Consider the following 571-nt stretch of genomic DNA (forward strand, 5'->3'; position numbering starts at 1 on the left):
CAGCCCGCCCCAAGGCAAAAGCCCGGCGCCCACACGCGCGGCGCGGCAGATCAGACCGCCGCCACCATCTGGATTTCGACCGGCGCATTCCCCGGCAGCGTCGCCACGCCCACCGCGCAGCGGCTGCCGATGCCGCTTGTGCCCAGCTGTTCCTTGAGGAACTGCGAGGCGAAATCGGCAAGCGCGGAATGCGCGGCAAACCCCGCTTCCGCGGCGACATAGACGGTCAGGCTGAGGACGGCCGCCAGATCCTCGCCCGGCGCCAGGGTCGCACGCGCGGCCCGCAGGGCGTTGCTGCAGGCCAGCACCACCGCCTCGCGCCAGGTTTCCAGCGGCTGGTCCCTGCGGACCGGGCCGCTGAACATCAGCCGGCCGTTCACGCGCGGGGTCATCCCGGCGGTGAAGATCAGCGATCCGTGCCGCGTTGCCGCGACGTAATCGCCCTGCGGCACCGGGTTGCCCTGTCCGGGAGCCGCGCTCATGCGCGATACCGTTCAACCAGCGCCGCCAGGCGCTCGACCGCGGCCGTCGCCGCCGCATGGTCCTGCGAGAAGTTCAGCCGGATGCTGTC

Annotated in this window: 1 protein-coding gene; it reads right to left on the bottom strand. The window is 71.8% G+C overall.

What is annotated here, in order from left to right; genetic code table 11:
• Positions 1–50: 50 nt before the first annotated feature.
• On the bottom strand, positions 51–482 hold the full coding sequence (locus FE811_RS27085) for a RidA family protein (RefSeq protein ID WP_140849605.1): 432 nt from the start codon (positions 480–482) through the stop codon (positions 51–53).
• Positions 483–571: the final 89 nt, after the last annotated feature.

This window comes from Paracoccus sp. FO-3 (genome assembly GCF_006386455.1).
GTDB classification, from domain to species: domain Bacteria; phylum Pseudomonadota; class Alphaproteobacteria; order Rhodobacterales; family Rhodobacteraceae; genus Paracoccus; species Paracoccus versutus.

Bases quoted from the DNA above. Each gene is read 5' to 3' on its own strand.
- FE811_RS27085 (WP_140849605.1), bottom strand. From the start codon at position 482: ATGAGCGCGGCTCCCGGACAGGGCAACCCGGTGCCGCAGGGCGATTAC.